This window comes from uncultured Caballeronia sp. (genome assembly GCF_964243625.1).
Lineage (GTDB): Bacteria > Pseudomonadota > Gammaproteobacteria > Burkholderiales > Burkholderiaceae > Caballeronia.
Genome location: NZ_CAXTGZ010000068.1, coordinates 1 through 17,212, shown reverse-complemented (window position 1 = coordinate 17,212; position 17,212 = coordinate 1). Strand labels below are relative to the sequence as shown.

16 protein-coding genes and 1 pseudogene are annotated in these 17,212 nt (G+C 59.7%); 10 read left to right on the top strand and 7 right to left on the bottom strand.

Translation table 11 applies throughout. From position 1 onward, the window contains the following. Window positions 1-37: 37 nt before the first annotated feature. Window positions 38-937, bottom strand: coding sequence for a transposase (locus ACFFAR_RS07010; protein ID WP_375507686.1), 900 nt, complete (start codon window positions 935-937; stop codon window positions 38-40). Continuing rightward, complete coding sequence (locus tag ACFFAR_RS07005) at window positions 934-1,323, bottom strand: hypothetical protein (RefSeq protein ID WP_375507685.1); 390 nt, start codon at window positions 1,321-1,323, stop codon at window positions 934-936. Before ACFFAR_RS07005 ends, ACFFAR_RS07010 begins: the two co-directional genes overlap by 4 nt. Before the next feature lie 63 nt (window positions 1,324-1,386). On the opposite strand from ACFFAR_RS07005, the pseudogene ACFFAR_RS07000 reads away from it, so the two are divergent. The 7 genes and pseudogenes from ACFFAR_RS07000 to ACFFAR_RS06970 form a co-directional block, all read left to right on the top strand. Further along, window positions 1,387-1,611: pseudogene (locus ACFFAR_RS07000) on the top strand (hypothetical protein); the annotation flags it as partial. Between the two features lie 1,103 nt (window positions 1,612-2,714). After that, entirely contained in the window at window positions 2,715-3,779 is a 1,065-nt protein-coding gene (locus tag ACFFAR_RS06995) for a S8 family serine peptidase (RefSeq protein ID WP_375507684.1), read from the top strand. 729 nt (window positions 3,780-4,508) lie between these two features. Further along, window positions 4,509-5,222 (top strand): DUF3348 family protein, encoded by a 714-nt coding sequence (locus ACFFAR_RS06990; RefSeq protein ID WP_174364519.1) that lies wholly within the window; start codon window positions 4,509-4,511, stop codon window positions 5,220-5,222. Between the two features lie 10 nt (window positions 5,223-5,232). After that, entirely contained in the window at window positions 5,233-7,329 is a 2,097-nt protein-coding gene (locus ACFFAR_RS06985; RefSeq protein ID WP_375507683.1) for a DUF802 domain-containing protein, read from the top strand. Further along, window positions 7,326-7,970, top strand: a complete 645-nt coding sequence (locus tag ACFFAR_RS06980) for an OmpA family protein (protein ID WP_174363118.1) — start codon at window positions 7,326-7,328, stop codon at window positions 7,968-7,970. The genes ACFFAR_RS06985 and ACFFAR_RS06980 overlap by 4 nt, the downstream gene beginning before the upstream one ends. Further along, a complete protein-coding gene (locus ACFFAR_RS06975; RefSeq protein ID WP_174363117.1) occupies window positions 7,967-8,557 on the top strand; it encodes a DUF2894 domain-containing protein in 591 nt (196 codons plus the stop codon). Before ACFFAR_RS06980 ends, ACFFAR_RS06975 begins: the two co-directional genes overlap by 4 nt. Before the next feature lie 208 nt (window positions 8,558-8,765). Further along, window positions 8,766-9,863, top strand: a complete 1,098-nt coding sequence (locus ACFFAR_RS06970; RefSeq protein ID WP_062001058.1) for a porin — start codon at window positions 8,766-8,768, stop codon at window positions 9,861-9,863. A gap of 134 nt (window positions 9,864-9,997) precedes the next feature. Here the strand turns inward: ACFFAR_RS06970 and ACFFAR_RS06965 are convergent, their stop codons facing one another. The 3 genes from ACFFAR_RS06965 to ACFFAR_RS06955 all read right to left on the bottom strand — a co-directional run bounded on the left by ACFFAR_RS06965 (window position 9,998) and on the right by ACFFAR_RS06955 (window position 11,440). Continuing rightward, a complete protein-coding gene (locus ACFFAR_RS06965) occupies window positions 9,998-10,381 on the bottom strand; it encodes a hypothetical protein (protein WP_174363116.1) in 384 nt (127 codons plus the stop codon). 82 nt (window positions 10,382-10,463) lie between these two features. Beyond that, on the bottom strand, window positions 10,464-11,231 hold the full coding sequence (gene map, locus ACFFAR_RS06960; RefSeq protein WP_174363115.1) for a type I methionyl aminopeptidase: 768 nt from the start codon (window positions 11,229-11,231) through the stop codon (window positions 10,464-10,466). After that, complete coding sequence (locus tag ACFFAR_RS06955; RefSeq protein WP_075360215.1) at window positions 11,228-11,440, bottom strand: ParD-like family protein; 213 nt, start codon at window positions 11,438-11,440, stop codon at window positions 11,228-11,230. Before ACFFAR_RS06955 ends, map begins: the two co-directional genes overlap by 4 nt. A 281-nt stretch (window positions 11,441-11,721) precedes the next feature. Between ACFFAR_RS06955 and ACFFAR_RS06950 the strand changes: the two genes are divergently transcribed. Then, entirely contained in the window at window positions 11,722-12,441 is a 720-nt protein-coding gene (locus ACFFAR_RS06950) for a hypothetical protein (RefSeq protein WP_174363114.1), read from the top strand. Window positions 12,442-12,974: 533 nt separating this feature from the next. Here the strand turns inward: ACFFAR_RS06950 and ACFFAR_RS06945 are convergent. Together ACFFAR_RS06945 and ACFFAR_RS06940 are read right to left on the bottom strand one after the other, a co-directional pair. Beyond that, window positions 12,975-13,178 carry a hypothetical protein gene (locus ACFFAR_RS06945; protein WP_062001063.1) on the bottom strand — a complete coding sequence of 68 codons (204 nt, stop codon included), beginning with the start codon at window positions 13,176-13,178 and terminating at the stop codon, window positions 12,975-12,977. Between the two features lie 183 nt (window positions 13,179-13,361). After that, window positions 13,362-14,303 carry a LysR family transcriptional regulator gene (locus tag ACFFAR_RS06940; RefSeq protein WP_075360213.1) on the bottom strand — a complete coding sequence of 314 codons (942 nt, stop codon included), beginning with the start codon at window positions 14,301-14,303 and terminating at the stop codon, window positions 13,362-13,364. Window positions 14,304-14,407: 104 nt separating this feature from the next. Here ACFFAR_RS06940 and metE point away from each other — a divergent pair, with 104 nt between their 5' ends. Continuing rightward, window positions 14,408-16,699 (top strand): 5-methyltetrahydropteroyltriglutamate--homocysteine S-methyltransferase, encoded by a 2,292-nt coding sequence (gene metE / locus ACFFAR_RS06935; RefSeq protein WP_375507682.1) that lies wholly within the window; start codon window positions 14,408-14,410, stop codon window positions 16,697-16,699. A 111-nt stretch (window positions 16,700-16,810) separates the two neighbouring features. Then, the coding region (locus tag ACFFAR_RS06930) for an SAM-dependent methyltransferase (RefSeq protein WP_375507681.1) at window positions 16,811-17,212 on the top strand (402 nt) is incomplete at its 3' end.

Here is a 17,212-nt window from a genome sequence, read left to right as displayed (position 1 = left end):
TGTACCGGCTCCGGTTGTTTGGACACGCTTTTGCAGTTCAGGCGGCCAGCTTCATCAGCCTTTCCTGACGGGCTTCGAGGGGTGATTTGAAGCCCAGCTTTTCAAGACGCCAGTCGCGGTTGTATCGATCCTTGAACGCGACAGCGGCGGCACGAACTTCCTCCAGGTTTTCGAAGATGCGTCCATGAATAGCCTGTTCCTTCATGGTTCGGTTGAACCTCTCGGCCACGCCGTTGGTCTGCGGCTCGGCGACGAAGGCGTAGCTCGGCGCGATGCCCCAGAACTTGATCTGGTCGCAAAAGTCGTCCGAGGTGTACTGCGAACCATGATCCATGCGCAGCGACAGCCCGCGACCCGCGTCGGCACCCACGGAGCCAAACTCGCCCAGCAGCCCCTGGGCGATCGGCTCGAGGGCGGCGAAACGGTCACCAATTTTCGCGGCATGAATGCCGGTGCACATGCCGTCGCAGTGATCGACGGCGGAGAAGATCCACACCATGCCGTCGTCCACGGTCGCGATGCGCACGCCGTCGGTACCCCACATTTCATTAGGGCGATCAGTTGTTATCCGGCCGTCGTGAAGGATGGGTCCGCCTCGCGCTTGACGATGCGGCGAGAGCAGGCTGTGCTCCCGCATCAGCCGCAACACGCGGGTCCGGGAGACACGGATGTCATGCAGGATGCGCAGCCGTGCCCAGACCTTGCGATGCCCCTCGCCCTTGAAGGGCGAAGCCGCCAGATCGTCACGGATGGCCTTGAGCAGGTCAGCATCGGGCATCTTCGGCTTCGGCCCACGCCTGCGCACAACCATCGGCGTCACGCCGGCGCCCGCTCTGGCACGTACGGCGTAGATCGTCGAGCGTGGGAAGTCGAGCACCTGGCAAACCCGTTGCAATCCAAAGGGCTTGCCGACGCTCACGGAGATCTCGTGGCTCATGTCGATGATCTCCGAGCGCTCAAAGGGCGACGGGCCTGCCGCTCGCGTTCCTTGTTCAAAATCTCGATTGTCATCGTGAGCTCGCCGACGCGCCGGACGGCCTCGTTGAGTCGGGCTTCCAACGGATCGCTAGTGCGTGCCTTCAGGCCTGCCTCCATGCCCGCCAGAGCCTGTTCACGCCAGCATTCAAGCTCGGCGATCGTCACGCCAACTTCGCGCGACACGGCATCGACGGGTTCGCCGCGCAGCAATCGAAGCACCACGCCGCGTTTGCGCCCGGTCGACCAGCGTTTGACTTCGGCGATGCCAGAGGCGCTTCCAGTCGCGCTACGCGCGCCTTCCAACGACTCTGGCGCAACTGCATTCGCATCAGCTTTCTTCAACATGAACTACTCCAGTTTGGAACACACGTTTTACCCTAAATCTGTGTCCAAAAAAACCGGAGGCGCCGCAAATTCAATCGTGAGCATGGGCGTCCGCTGCAATATCAGCGTGGCGGCTGGATCAGTTACCTGATGACGAGCACCGGGCCGGAGCCCCTTGAGACCTGGAGGTCGGGGATTGACTACGACCATTATCTGACGCGGCAGCTTCAGCCGATCGCCGATGCCATCCTGCCGCTTTTACAGAGTGATTTTCAAATGCTGATTTCGGGGCAGCATGAGTTGTTTTAGATCAAGCTGTGCCGCAGCTTCGGCCGGCGCTCATATTTAGCATGAAGACCTAAGACCCGGGTTCAGTCGCCGGAATCTTCCGTGCGCGACCGGAAAGACGGGTCAGGGTCCGTCCCAATTGCGGGCGGGCCGACTGCGGATGAAATCTTAGTCGACTGAAATCGTCGAGGAAACGGATTATCGGCTGACCATCAGGGCAGTGCGCCGAGCAATGCAAACGCGATTTGTCGCGGCTCAATAATCACACGCGGTGATCCCGCAGCACCCACCAAGTTCTGTCGCGTTGCTATGGCGGTTTGCTCGACGGCAACAAGAATGTGTCTTAGTCGGCTGGATGTCGGCCGGTAGTTGGTTTTGGTTCATTCGATCGGTTTATTGCTAACTTTGTCGACCGACAAATTGGCGCGAAATGAACTGCGCGCAGGTTAAAACCGACCATCATCCGGAGCTTTAAACAACAGTTTTGTCAAAATCGGATTCTTCTTATATAGAGTTTCCAAGCTTAAAGATTGATGATCTGCCATTTCCACCTATGCCCGACTGGCGAGGGAAACGACCACTCTTGGATGTCAGGGGCGATGTGAACGTGTGATTTCGAAGATGGGCGGTTGCGAGTGATGTGTCATTCCGCCGACTGGAACGGGCGTGCCTGTTCTCGCTTGCGCTCGCACCGCCTAAGGGTTGCATCCGAAACGTGACAACGAACTGGCAAAAAACACACCCGAATCAAATAAGAAACCCTTGTTTCAGAAATATCTGATACCGCATCTGATCGGCAGCGTGGACGATTCGCGCTCCACACAACCGGCAGGCGTGAAAGCGAACTGCATTCCGCCTGGATAACAACAGGGAATCAGATGAAAAACCATACAGACAATTTGTACACGTGCCTATCGCCGTTCCGGCCCGCACTTATCAGACGCCTTACTGCCGCGTCGCTCGCCCTTCCTCCCCTTGCCATCGCCTTAGCCAGTGACGTCGGCGCGCAAACGATGCCTGCGGACTGGCCATCGACGGCAACGATCCCATACAACCTGGGCGGTACGGTCAACGGCGTCTACACCGACCGGAACGGCAAAAGTTATGACGGCACAGGCTATATCGTGGTCGACATTGACGGTGCATTTCGCAACGACAATCCTGTTTTCAAGGATTCTCTAGGCAGAAGCAAAATAGCCGGCGAGGTCTGCATAGGGCAACGAACGGGAACTGATTGGCTTAGTCTGTGCAAACTCCAGAGCTGGGTCAGCCGGCCGCTACCGGGCGATCCTTCAGCGGGCTATTACGTGGCTTCCCAGTCCGGCGCGTCCCTCCCGTCGGACGCACCGGACAATTCATGCCGCGACACGGCCAATTCTGACTCCCCGCAGTACTGCCATTACTACCACGGCGCAGCCACCGCCGGAATCATGGTTGGTCAGCCTACGGTTCGTTGGGATGATGCCAATACGAAGCTGATGTACTCGGGCGTCGCCCCGGGGGGAAGTGTCATCACGGTCAAGATCGGTGGCGGCACTGGAACTGACGGTCCGCAAGGCTGGCCCATCAACTCGGTTGTGGACGCGCTCAATTACGTCAACAGCACACTGCTTGCGCGGGCCGATATCGGTTCGAAAATTGTCGCGGTGAATATTTCCGCATCCGGAAAGTCAATTGCCGGATCTCTTCCGTGTGCGACCGGAGGCGACGGGGCAAGGATCGACGCAGTTGCGGGCGTGCTGCGTGCGAAAGGAATCGCAGTCGTGATGTCGGCGGGCAACGACAGCGTCAATGGAACCGGGACCTGGACATGCGGGAACAACATCATTCCCGTGGGCGCTGCCGGCATCCGGTCAGTCACGACCCCAACCAGTTATACAAACCTTTCGCAGAAGGTCAGTCTCTTTGCTCCCGTCGGCACCGGCGACCGGGCCAGTGGCGACTTCGTGCTCGCACCCTGGGCTGGCCACGGATCGTACTACGTTTGGGGAACGTCGTTTGCGTCGCCGCAAGTGGCGGCGGCGTTTGCCGTGCTGCGTCAGAAATTCGGCACCGCTCCTTCCGTGGATTCGCTGGTCCGGTTGATGCAAACGACGGGCACGCCGCTTGACGGCGACCGGGCCGGACTCGCTGCACCGGGTGCCTCCGTGCTGGATATCAGGGCGGCGTTGAACGGAACTCCGGGCTGAACGAGTCCTGGTCGGGTAATGATGGACGGCCAAGTTCAGCGCAGGAAGCAAGCCGTCCCGATGGATCGCCCCAGTGGGCGATGGATTGAACCTGTTTGACACAGCCACCTCCACCATTGCCGTGACCGACGCGTAGCCCATTGATCCACTCACGCAACTTATCCCCAGTTTTTGTTGGCAAGGCTGTGGACAACTCACGTGAACGTCGGCCAAGACCTTGATTTGGTTGAAACTCGGCACTCTGCCTTTTTTGCGCTGCACGCAACGAGCAACGGCTTTCAAATACCCGTTGCAGCGGCTACGCCATCAATTCCTACGCGGTCGCGCGCTTTTCGCAAACAGCACTTCAAGATCCTGTTCAATCCACGCCAACGTCACTTCGCCAACCATTCCACCAGCAAAGGTTCCGCGTCGTACATCTCGTCCGATAACAACGTTTTGACCGCCTCCTCGACCATGCATTCCGGATCATCGTCAGCGAGACCGACCGCAAAAACCAACTGCTCACCAGCCGCGCGATACCATCAAATGCCATCATCTTTTCCGGCGCCTTCGCAAGTACCCAGCCGCCGCCGTGCCTTTTTGGATCGCCCGTAGCCGTTCTTCCGCAGATTGCCATTGGACAAAAAAACTCAACCACGAAGAGCCACTGATTTCGACCATCCGCCACATATCGACGGCACCGTCCCCGCCGACGTGTAAACTAGCGAACTTTTTGACTCTGGCGAAATGGTGCAAGCTCCTCAGCGCACAGCTCTCAGCGGCCCGGCGCTCATTCGCTTACTTGCGCGCCTGACGGACGTCGATTTTACCGAATCCAGGCAATCGCTTTCGGACCGGCTGAGCCAGTGGCTCCACTGGACTGATGCGATCGCTTTATCTACGGCGCTGGGCGGCAAGCCGCCTCCGGGCGTTGCCAGCGCGCAAACCTCGGGCAGCCCCGAAGAGAAAGAGTGCGCGGCCGCGCGCAGCGCGCTCGCGAACGCCATTGCTGGCGACAGCGTGTTTGGCGCCCCGAAGAGACGGCCGGGCGCGGCACAAGCACATATCGAAACATCCGCCGATACCGACTATCCGGTCTTCCGTCAACGCTATCTGACCCTGCAACAGTCGATGGAAACCGGCATCGGCAATCTGCGCGGCCGTTTGCGGGCAAAGCTCGCCGCGAGGACACCGGCCATGACGCGGCTCGCGGAAGTCGATGCAGTCATGGAACGCGCGTTGAGCCCACGCGAACGCAGCTTGCTCGGGACCGTGCCCGTGCTGCTGGGCCGGCACTTCGAGCGTCTGCGACGCGCGGAGCTGGATACGCTGAGCGGCGACGAAACACCGGGCGCATGGCTCGAAATTTTCCGCAAAGATACGCAGAGCGTGCTGCTGGCCGAACTGGATCTTCGTTTTCAACCGGTCGAAGGGTTGCTCGCCGCCCTTCGCACTAGCTAACTGGGACGCTATGTCCAGAAATCTGATCAATCTCGTTGTGTTCCTGGCAGGTCTCGCCGCCGTGTGCTGGATCGGCGCGGGTTACATCGGCTCTAATCTGCTGGCGCTCGCCGTCACGCTGCTGATCGCCGCCTGCTACGTGGCGGGCGCGCTCGAACTAAAACGTTATAGCGAGGCCACGTCCGGCCTGACGCGCGCCATCGACGGCCTGTCCGCGCCGCCGACGAGCCTCGGCGCGTGGCTCGAACAGTTGCCGGCCAGCTTGCGCAATGCCGCGCGGCTGCGTGTGGAGGGCGAGCGTGTCGCCTTGCCGGGCCCCGCGCTCGCACCGTATCTCGTGGGATTGCTGGTGCTGCTCGGCATGCTGGGGACGCTGCTCGGCATGGTGGCGACCCTCCGGGGCACAGGCATGGCGCTCGACAGCGCGACCGACCTGCAGGCCATCCGCGCATCGCTTGCCGCGCCGGTCAAGGGGCTGGGCTTCGCGTTCGGGACATCGATTGCGGGCGTGGCGACATCGGCCATGCTGGGCTTGCTGTCCGCGTTGTGCCGCCGCGAACGGATTCAGGCGGCGCACATGCTCGACGTGAAGATCGCGACGACCTTGCGCATCTATTCGCAGACGCATCAGCGCGAGGAAGCGTTCAGGCTCCTGCAGCGTCAGGCGGAAGTCATGCCTGCGCTGGTTGATCGCCTGCAGGCGATGATGACCGCCATCGAACAGCAGAACCATGTTTTGAACGAGCGGCAGGTCGCGAACCAGGATGCGTTTCATGGCAGGACGGAGGCGACTTACACGCGCCTGGCTGCATCGGTGGAACGTTCCATGAAAGAGAGCGTCGCTGAAAGCGCCCGCGCCGCCGGTGCTGCGCTGCAGCCCGTCATGGAAGCAACAATGGCCGGTCTCACGCGCGAGTCGGCCGCGTTGCACACCAGCGTGACGACCGCCGTACAACGGCAACTGGATGGATTGTCGAGCGGTTTTGAATCGACGGCCACGACCGTTTCCGATATCTGGCATCAGGCGCTCACTGCGCATCAGCGAACGTCTGAAGGACTGTCCGGGCATTTGCGTCTATCGCTTGACCGGTTCAACGAGACCTTCGAGCAACGCTCTATTAGCCTGCTCAATGGTGTCTCCACCCGGCTCGATGCAACCACGGCCGGCTTATCGGCAGCATGGCGCGATGCGTTGGCGCAGCAGGAGCGTATCGGCGAGAAACTGGCGCAACACAACGCGCATGCGCTGAACGCGGCGGCTGCGAGCTTCGAGCAGCATTCGGCGTCGCTGCTCGGCAAGGTCGACCAGTCACATTCGAACTTGCAGACGGAACTGGCTTCGCGCGACGAAGCGCGGCTCGCCGCCTGGACCGGCCAGCTTGAATCGATATCCACAACGCTCAGCCGCGAATGGGAACAAGCCGGCGCGCGCACGGCGACCCGGCAGCAGGACATCTGCGACACACTGGCCAGCACCGCACGCGACATCTCCGCGCAGACGCAGGCGCACGCGAGCGACACCATCGGCGAGATTTCGCGGCTGGTGCAGGCGGCGTCGGAAGCACCGAAGGCCGCGGCGGAAATGATCGCCGAGTTGCGCATCAAGCTCTCGGACAGCATGGTGCGTGACACCGCCATGCTCGAGGAACGCAGCCGCCTGCTGGCCACGCTGGAAACCCTGCTCGATGCCGTCAACCACGCCTCGACCGAGCAGCGCACGGCTGTCGATGCGCTGGTCAGCACGTCGGCGGATCTGCTCGATCGCGTCGGCACCCGGTTCACCGATAAGGTGGAGCAGGAGACCGGCAAGCTGAGCGGCATTGCGGCGCAAGTCACCGGCAGCGCGGTCGAGGTCGCGAGCCTCGGCGAGGCGTTCGGCGTAGCCGTGCAGTTGTTCGGCGATTCGAACGAGAAGCTCGTGGCGCACCTTCAGCGCATCGAAACAGCGCTCGATAAATCGCTCACGCGCAGCGACGAACAGCTTGCGTATTACGTCGCGCAGGCGCGCGAAGTCATCGATTTGAGCGTGATGTCGCAGAAGCAGATCATCGAGGACTTGCAGCAGATCGGCGGCAAGCGGACGTCTGCCGGAGCCGAAGCGGCATGAGCGAGGATATCGACGGCGGCGTCGAACCCGCAGCGCCGGTCTGGGCCGTCTTCGGCGACCTGATGTCGGTATTGCTGGGCGCGTTCATGCTGATCCTGGTGGGGGTCATCGGCGTGCAGTTGGAGCTTTCCAGCAAGCTCGAACACGAGGTCAAGCAGCATCAGGTGGAAGCGCAGCGCCGCAAGACGCTCGAGCAAGCGCTCGCCGGGCCGTTGGCCGCGGGTCGCGTGACGCTGGTCAACGGGCGGATCGGCATCAATGGCAGCGTATTGTTTGCGCTCAACTCAGATCAGTTGCAGCCCGAAGGCCGGAAGGTGCTGAAGAGTCTGGCCGGACCGCTCACCGCTTATCTGCAGGCCAACGAGCAGATCCTGATGGTGAGCGGCTTCACCGATGACCGGCAACTGCGCGAAGGCAATCGCCGTTTCGCGGACAACTGGGAACTGTCGGCGCAACGCGCGCTGACGGTGACGCGTGCGTTGATCGATGAAGGTGTGCCCTCCTCATCGCTATTTGCAGCGGCGTTCGGCTCGCAGCAGCCAGTGGAATCGAATACGAACGATGCCGGGCGCGCAAAGAACCGCCGAGTCGAGATCGCGCCTGTGCCGAAACCATCGGCCGCAACGGTGAAGGCGCCATGAGCGATTTCCATGCAACGCTCGATGCCTGGCGCGAACGCGGCGCCGATCGGTTTGATCCGGTGCGCTTTCGGATTATCGAAGCGATGGAGCGGCGCGCGATAAACCATGACGGTGAAACACGGCGCGTCCTGAACGCGAGGTTAACCGAATTGATCGATGCCTTCGCCAGTGATCTTGCTGCAAACGCTCAACCGAAAGCGCCAGATGGCGAGTCCGCATCCGGACCGTTGAGCGGACTCGTTGACTACATTGCGAATGGGCGCGCGCCCAGTGCTTATCCGGATATGGCGGCGCTTGAATACTTCCGCGAGACGTGGAACAGGATCAGCACTGAAAGACAGTTCCGGCAATCGCTCGCGCAAGTACCCGGAAATGCCGGCCCGCTTAATTCGAGCAGCCTCGTGCATCGCGCGTTGTCATTGATGCGCGAGTTGTCGCCCGGGTATTTGCAGCAGTTCTTATCGTATGCGGACGCGTTGTCATGGCTCGAACAGATGAACACAGCGAGCGGCACCGAGGCTGACAAGGATGCGCCTCGGAGCGCGACCGCCAAGAAAACCGCTCGTGGAAAATCGCGAAGCACATAAAACGATTAATCAAGAACAAGAAACAAAACTGCCAATCAATTCGCGCAAGTCAACCCGATGTTGCGAACGGGAGACACGAATATTGAAAACCAGCCCCGCTTTTTAATCGACGGAAATATGATTGCGCCCGGACGACAAAATCGTTCATGGATCAGGGCCGTCAAAACCGGCCGGCGTTTATCTAAAAACTAAACATGCGGAGACACTGGTGAACAAAATCACTCGCGCCATTACCGGCGCATTCATCGCCATCGCGGCTCAATCTTCTTTTGCGCAAAGCTCGGTTACGCTGTACGGCATTGTCGATACCAGCGTACGTTATCTCACGAACGCGAATGCAAACAACGACAGCCAGGTAGCGATGGGCAACGGCCCGATCACCGGCAGCCGCTGGGGCCTGAAGGGTTCCGAGGATCTGGGCGGCGGACTGTCCACCGTGTTCCGCCTGGAAAACGGTTTCAACGTCTGGAACGGCCAACTGGCGAGCCAGAACACGCTGTTTAGCCGGATGGCGTATGTCGGGTTATCGAGCAACCAGTACGGCACCCTTACGTTCGGCCGTCAGAATACGCCGCTCTTCGATCAGCTTGGCAACGTCTATGATCCGCTGACCGTGGGCAACTACGATCAGGACGGCTGGCTGCCCGGCGCACTCGGCTACGGCTTGCGTTCGAACAACTCGGTCAAGTACAACGGTCAGTTCGGCGGCCTGAACGTGGAAGCCATGTACGCCTTCGGCAACACGGCGGGCAGCACGGGCGCGAACAACATGTACGGCGTAACGGCGTCCTACACGTTCAGCGGCCTGTCGCTCGATGCCGGCTTCCAGCAGAACAGCGACGCACAAAACCGCAAGTTCAACGTGGTCAACGTGAGCGCGGTCTATGCGTTCAGTACGGTCAAGGCTTACGCCGGCTGGCTGCACGCGCAGGACAATACCGGCATGGTCGACATCTTCATGTCGGCTGCGAACTCTCCCGCGGCGAGCTTTGCGGCCCCCGTGGCGAATACGAACCGCATCGACGACGGCTTCTACGCCGGCACCACATGGCAGGTAACGCCGCCGTTGCTGCTGACTGCTGCGGGCTACTACGATCACTCGCGCAATGCGCTGAACGCGGACGGAACCACGCTTGGCCGCGGGGTACGTTACTCGGGCGTGCTGCTTGCCGAGTACGCGCTGTCCAAGCGTACGGAAGTGTATGGCACGGTCGATTTCATCCGCGGGACGGGCGCCGCGCAAGCGGACTTCCCGGGACGCAACAACCAGACCGGCGTTGCAGTCGGCCTTCGCAACATATTCTGACGTTTGTTCAGGCCCGGCTTGCTGCCGGGTCGTTACGCGCTAAAAGGAAAAACGGCTGGCACTCTGCAGTGCGCGCCGTTTTTTATTGAAGCGTGATTGGCTCGCTTGATACCCGCTTCACGCAGCCTTTGCAATTATTGCTCGCACTGCACATTCGGCCTTGGCACGACGATGATCGCCGGATACGTCCCCCGGTCGAGTTCCACGCGCGCGACGACGGCTATTGTCGCGTCGTCGACGTCATCGTAGACGCTGACTTTTTCGTGCCGGAAGCTCGTGAGGCCCGTACACGCCGACGCACGGCCTTCATCCGAAACCCGGCAATTGATCGGGTTGTCCGCAAGGTAGCGATACTTGTCGCGGTCCGGCAATGCGAGGTATTCACGGACGTTTTGCGCCGCTCCGCCAATGCCCGTGACATAGCCGATGGCGCACTCCTGCTTGGGCGCCTGGGCTATCGCGGCTGTGCTAGCAAGCAGAATGAGCGTCGCAATTGTCGATGCAAGGAGGTTTCTCATGGAGCCTTGTCGGTGGATGATCGGGTCGATGTCATGAAGAAAGGAACGCATCTTGTTTTCGCGATTCCCCTTCCCCGGGCCGTCAGTTGAGCATCTTTTCTTCGGGGCGCAAAGTCAGGACGCGCACGCCGTTGCGAGTCACAGCGACAGTGTGCTCGAATTGCGCAGACAGTTGTCCATCGTCCGTAACGACTGTCCAGCCATCTTCTTCAGTACGGACGGCATGCCGCCCCTGGTTGATCATCGGTTCGATGGTGAACACCATTCCCTCCTGCAGCACCAGGCCCGTGCGCGGCTTTCCCCAATGCAGCACTTGAGGATCCTCGTGCATTTCACGTCCAATGCCGTGCCCGCAGTATTCCCTTACGACCGAATAGCCGTTTTTGCGTGCGTGCCGCTCGATTGCATGCCCCACATCGCCCAGTCTGCCGCCTGGACGAACCGCCTTGATGCCTTTCCACATGGCCTCGTAAGTCACTTGCACGAGCCGTCTGGCCAGCGGAGAAACCTCGCCGACAAGGTATGTCTTGCTGGAATCGGCAATAAAACCATTGGTCTCCAGCGTGATATCGAAATTGACGATATCACCGCTTTGCAACAGCTCGGCAGGGGATGGAACGCCGTGGCAAACCACGTTGTTGCGAGAGGAGTTGAGCGCGTAGGCATACCCGTACTGCCCTTTGCTTGCCGGGCGCGCATTGAGTTCATTCACGATGAAGCTGTCGACCAGATCGTTGACTTGCATGGTCGACATGCCGATCAAGCTCTGCCGGTCCAGATAGCCGAACACGTCCGCCAGCAGCTTGCCGGACTCGGCCATCAATGCGATTTCTTCTGGTCGCTTGGTCATGTCAAAGCCACCTTCACCGGTTGCGATACGACGCCCGCCGCGCGCAGTTCTCCCGCAACGATCTCGTTGAAACTCTGCGTTGGATTCATTTCGGATAACAAACCAATCTTGATCCAGAAGGCCGCTTGCGCGTTGATCGACCGGCACGACACGGCGCTTGCCTTGCGTATCTGATCGTGCAGATCATCGTCGATATTTACGATGCCCATGGCAACCTCTATATATGAAACATATATGGATCATATACTCCGTCGCCGTAATCGTGCAAGCGATCTGTGCGATTTGTCGTGGCGTCGACCCGGCCACTTCCAACCGAGCGATTGTGCACAAGGAATAAACAGAATGGTCCCGGTGTTGTTACCCATGAAATCGACCTTCCTGCAAGTGCTCATGCAAGCGGGATGATTCATGGGCGCGCGTGCTAACAGGAAAAAGACAGGACTGCATGCCGGGCGTGTATTACGGGTACCAGCATCAAAGGAGAAGACTTTTGGCTTTCAGAAAATCTTTATCGACAACCAACCGCAAAGTGATAGATCGATTCGCTGTCGGGCTTGTCAGCGAAGTGTACGGACCACCTCTGATCCAAACGTTCGAGAGCGCGCAAATCCGCAGCGGGACGTCGATGGCAGCAGTACTTGGCCCTGATCAATCCAACGTATCGAGTTATTACGCACTCGGTACAAAAACCAGCGCCAACAGCTTGCGACCGTTCATGCGTGCACTCTTGGACGATAGCCATATGACAGGCTGGATCGCCGGGCACTTACTGAACGAAGAGATGGGAGGTTCAGGCGACACGGACGAAAATCTCACACCCCTGACGACCAAAGCAAACAGCGCTCATAAAGCGTATGAAGGCCATATAAAGAAAATGCTGCTGCAGTGCCATAGAATTGATCGCGATAACAAGGAAATCGACTATTGGTATGGCGTGCACTATAGCGTTGCAGTATCGACACGACCTGTGTTCCAGGATTTGATCGATACGTATGTAGCGTCACATATCTCGATTGAGTACAGGTACATCAAGATCAAAAAAGCAAAGTTTCCAGCATTGGGGATCGAGGAAATCGGGACGGGTGATCCGTTCCTGCAAATACTGAGGGTGGCCGGCCAGCCAAACTGTACGTCCCCGAATGCACTGAATGAGCAATGCAACCCGGGCAACACACGTTTCTCGGTTGAGATTCATAACGAAAACAACTGACCCCGCAAAAACGCAGGCGCTGTTGTGTGACTCGGGTCGGGACCTGGGATAACCAAGTCGCGCGTCGCGGGGCGGCAAACATGCTTCCCGGCTATTTTCGCTTTAGAAATAGCCGGATCTGTCGTTATCAAGCTTGTCACACTGTGACCGATCCAAAGCGCCTTGCCCCTCCACTCCAGTCTTCCACAAACATATGAAAACCTTGATTCTTGCGCTCGCTGCTGCGACTGTCACGTTGGTAACCATCGCGCCGGCGTCCGCCGCGCCCTATCACCATCATCGCGAATGCCATAAAGTCCGCGTTCATCATCACTGGGAACATCGCTGCCGATAATCGATGGTTGAGCTCGTAGACGTCAATCGCACGCGCTCGTGAACCCAGCCTTTTCAGCGCTGGGTTCAAGCCGGCCGAACGGCATGGCGCGCCGGACTGCAAGTTGATCTGGTCGAGGGACGTGCTTACCCGCTGGTTTTCACCTGGGGTGAGAGGGCGCGCGTTGTGCCGTGCAGGCTAGCGCCTCGGAACGCCTGTCTTAGCGCCCGGTTTCGTTCATTTCGCTGCGAAGCAGGCCGATGATCCGCATGGTGTCCTGCATGACCCCGAGCTGTGCTTTTTGCCATTCCGGAGTACCCGTCACGAAGTCGTCGGGATTCCCTTTCCCCTGAGCCTTCCGAAGGACAGCGATACTCAGGTCAAACGCTTTTGTCTCACTGACTTTCCGCATCTTTAATCCCATCGTAATTTTGCGCCATCATCTTCCAGTTTGTCTGGCGTCTTTGGTGCGACAAGCACCGGAACCTCTCCAAAGGGGCGGCCGATGCCATAGTGGCAGATGACCGCTATCAAGCGCACTCACTGAATAACGGCTGCGGCTGTAAAAACTTTAGGAAACACCGCAAATCGACTTTAGACGAACGGCTCAGAGATGATACTCAATGGCGGCCGCACGCTGAACGGCCGAGCCCACGGCCGCATTCCAGTCCGATCCACGTGCGAGCTCGACAAACGCGGTCAGGTAATCGATAGCCTGATCGGTTTCGCGCACGCCCAGGAAAATCTGCTTGGCGATCCCCTGCGCACCCAGCCGGACCGCGCTGACGGCGACCTTGTCCGCGTATTCCTCGACCAGCCAGCGCGGCAGCGCGGCGACCCCACGGCCGCTCGCGACCATCTGCAACATGATGTCGGTGGTCTCTATGACCTTGTGCCGCTTCGGCATGACGTTCGCCGGCATCAGGAACTGGTTGTAGATATCCAGGCGGTCGATCTCGACCGGGTAAGTGATCAGGACCTCGTCGGCGAGTTCATCGGCGAGAATGAAAGACGCATTCGCCAGCCGGTGCTTGCGCCCGACCACCAGCACCTGCTCGTAGTCGAATACCGGTTCGAAGCGCAAGCCGGGCTTTCTCAACGGATCAGGCGTGACCAGGATGTCGATGTCATAGCCGAACAGCGCACCGATGCCGCCAAACTGGAATTTCTGTTTGACATCGACATCCACGTCGGGCCAGCGCGCGAGATACGGCGACACCACCTTGAGCAGCCACTGGTAGCAAGGGTGGCACTCCATTCCAATGCGCAGCGTGCCCCGCTGCCCCAGCGCAAACTGCTTCATGCGTTCTTCCGCGTGTTCCATTTGCGGCAACACGCGGTTGGCGAGCGCGAGCAAGTATTGCCCCGCCTGCGTCAGCCGGAGATTGCGCCCGTCGCGCGTCCATACCGCCGTGCCGAGGTGCTGCTCCATCTTCTTGACGGTATGGCTGAGTGCCGACTGCGTCAGGCATAACACGCTCGCGGCGGCCGTCAGGGAGCCCTGACGGTCGACTTCGCGGATGATGGCCAGGTGCGTTCGTTCGAGCATCGTGCGTCCATGAAAGGAACTAATCGATCGATGAGAAATGACCATTATATTTCATGGACCATGCAAACTAAGATCGTGCCGTTCATTCAAGGAGCGGCACATCTATGGTCACGACACACAATCTGGGTTTCCCGCGCATTGGCGCCAAGCGCGAACTGAAGTTCGGACTCGAGTCCTACTGGAAAGGCGAGTCGTCGCTCGACGCACTCAAAAAGCTGGGCGCGGGGCTACGCCGCCGCCATTGGGAAAACCAGGCGGATCTCGACCTGGCGCCAGTGGGCGATTTCGCGTTTTATGACCAGGTGCTGGACATGAGCTTCGCGCTGGGCAACCTGCCGGAACGCGTTCATGGTTTTCACGGCGATACCCTCGATAATTATTTCCGCGTGGCCCGCGGCCGTTCAGCCGCGGGCGCCGAGGACCACAGCGCGTGCTGCGGCGGCGTTGCTGCCGGCGAGATGACCAAATGGTTCGATACCAATTATCACTTCATCGTTCCCGAATTCAGCGCGGGCACGGAGTTCACACTCGATCCGTCACGTCTGCTCGAACAACTGGCTGAGGCCAAAGCGCAGGGCGTCAAGGCGAAACTGGTGATCATCGGCCCGGTGACGTATCTGGCGCTTGGCAAGGCCAAGGACGACTCCGACAAGCTGGCCCTGCTGCCGCGCCTGCTGCCGGTGTACGCGAAACTGTTGACCACGCTGGCCGCAGAAGGCGTGGAATGGGTCCAGATCGATGAACCCGTCCTCGTGACCGAGCTGTCCGCCGACTGGCAACAGGCGTACGTCACGGCCTATCAGGCGCTTGCGAACAGCAGGGTCAAGCTGTTGCTCGCGACGTACTTTGGCCCGTTGCTCGGCAATCTGGCGCTGGCTTGCAAACTGCCGGTGCACGGCCTGCACCTCGATGCAATCAACGCCCGCGCCGAAGTCGATGCAGTCATCGCTCAATTGCCGCAAGACCGCGTATTGTCGCTCGGCGTGATCAACGGCCGCAATATCTGGAAGACGGATCTGGCGAGCGTGCTCGACTGGCTCGAACCCGTTGCGAAGAAGCTCGGGAAGCGCCTCTGGATCGCGCCTTCCTGCTCGTTGCTGCACGTGCCGGTCGATCTCGACAGCGAGCAGAAGCTCGATACAGAAGTCCGCTCATGGCTTGCGTTTGCGCTGCAGAAACTCGGCGAACTCAAGCTGCTCGCCACCGCGTTGAATCAAGGCCGCGACGCCGTCAAGACCGAACTGGCTGCAAACAGCGCTGCCATCGCCGAGCGACGCGCATCGCCGCGCGTGAACAACCCGGTGGTCAAGGCCGCCCTCGCGAAGATCAATCCGGAGCTGGGCCAGCGCAAGAATGTCTATGCGGCACGCGCGAGCAAGCAGGCTGCCTTGCTGAAACTGCCGGCGTATCCGACGACGACCATCGGCTCGTTCCCGCAGACCGGCGCCATCCGCCATGCGCGCAGCCAGTTCAGGAGCGGTGCGCTCGACGACGCCGGCTACAAGGCCGCGATGCGCGCCGAGATCGAGCGCAGCGTGCACGAACAGGAAGCGCTGGGGCTCGACGTGCTGGTCCACGGCGAAGCCGAGCGTAACGACATGGTGGAATACTTCGGCGAACAGCTCGATGGCTACGCCTTCAGCCAGTTTGGCTGGGTGCAGTCGTATGGTTCGCGTTGCGTGAAGCCGCCTGTCCTCTTCGGCGACATCAGCCGCCCGAAGGCCATGACCGTCGAATGGATCAAATACGCGCAGTCGCTGACAGCCAAGCCGATGAAAGGCATGCTCACCGGCCCTGTCACGATCCTGAACTGGTCATTCGTGCGCGACGACCAGCCGCGCTCCGTCTCGTGCTACCAGCTCGCGCTTGCCATCCGTGAAGAGGTGCTCGACCTCGAAAAGGCCGGCGTGCATGTGATCCAGATCGATGAAGCCGCATTGCGCGAAGGCTTGCCGCTGCGCAAATCGCAGTGGAACGCATACCTCGCCTGGGCGGTGGAATCGTTTCGCATCACGGCGAACGGCGTGGACGACGAGACGCAGATCCACACGCATATGTGTTACTCGGAGTTCAATGACATCATCGCTTCGATTGCCGACATGGACGCCGACGTGATCACCATCGAGACTTCGCGTTCAGACATGGAGTTGCTCGACGCGTTCGATCACTTCGACTACCCGAACCAGATCGGACCGGGCGTGTACGACATTCACTCGCCGAACATTCCGACGCAAGAGCACATCGTGCAATTGATGAGGAAAGCAGCCGAACGCATTCCGGCGCAACGCCTGTGGGTGAATCCGGATTGCGGCCTGAAGACGCGTCAATGGGAAGAAGTCATTCCGGCGCTGACCAACATGGTGGCGGCTGCCAGGACGCTGCGCGCTTCCATCTGACAAGCACGCTGTGCACTCTATCCCGGGCTGGTCCCGGGATTTTCCCGTTCACGGATGCATCGCTGCATCGAGACAATGTATCGTGTCACCAAATCCTTGAACGAGGCGGTGATGAAGCGAATTCTGATCATTGGTATTGGTGCGGGCAACCCCGACTATGTGACTATTCAGGCGGTCAACGCGCTCAACGAAGTGGACGTCTTCTTCGTGATGGACAAGGGCGCCGCCAAGCAAAAACTGATTGCATTGCGGCGGGAGATCTGCCGGCGTTTCATCAAGGGAAACGATTACCGGTTCGCCGAGGGGACGAGCCCGGAGCGGGAGCGCAATGTCGCCGATTATCGCGGGAGCGTGGAAGATCTCAACGACGACAAGCAGGCCGTATTTGAACGGCTCATTTCAGACGAGATGGCGGACGGCGAGTGCGGCGCGTTCCTGACGTGGGGTGATCCGGCGCTGTACGACAGCACGATCCGGATCGTCGATTCGATCATCAGGAAAGGCGGTCACGAG